The organism is Mesorhizobium sp. M2A.F.Ca.ET.067.02.1.1 (assembly GCF_004023285.1).
Classification (GTDB): domain Bacteria; phylum Pseudomonadota; class Alphaproteobacteria; order Rhizobiales; family Rhizobiaceae; genus Mesorhizobium.
This window is the reverse complement of the sequence record NZ_RZSB01001365.1, coordinates 1-587: the sequence shown is the minus strand read 5'-3', so window position 1 is coordinate 587 and position 587 is coordinate 1. Positions and strand designations below refer to the sequence as shown.

1 protein-coding gene is annotated in these 587 nt (G+C 67.1%); it reads left to right on the top strand.

Going from position 1 to position 587, the window contains the following annotated elements:
- On the top strand, positions 1-587 hold a 587-nt coding region (locus EOA28_RS37845), incomplete at both ends, for a penicillin-binding transpeptidase domain-containing protein (protein WP_281060963.1).

The window sequence follows — 587 nt, the reverse complement described above, 5'->3', positions numbered from 1 at the left end:
CAACTCACCATCCGCTGGAGTGTGCAGCAAGGGCTGGAGCAGGTCGCAAGGGATGCCGCCAGGAAGCTTGGCCCGAAACTTTCCATCGCCATGGTGATGGCCGATGCGCGCACCGGCGACATCCTCGGCGAGGTCGGTTCGGCCGATTTCTCCGACGCCAGCCGCTCCGGCTGGATCGACATGACCAGGGTGGTGCGCTCACCCGGCTCGACGCTGAAGCCTTTCATCTACGGCTTGGCCTTCGAGCAGGGGCTGGTGGCGCAGGAGACGATCATCGAGGACAGCCCGGCCGATTTCGGAGGCTACCGGCCGAAGAATTTCGACATGGGCTACCAGGGCGACGTCTCTATCCGCCAGGCGCTGCAATTGTCGCTCAACGTGCCGGCGATCCGGGTGCTCGACGCCGTCGGCCCGGCGCGGCTGACGGCACGCTTCCGCCAGGCCGGCGTCAACCCGATCCTGCCCGTCAACGAGGCGCCGGGCCTGGCGATCGGACTGGGCGGCGTCGGCGTGACGTTGCGCGACCTGGTGCAGCTCTATACGGGGCTCGCCAATGGCGGCAAGATGCACACGCTGCATGACGGCAC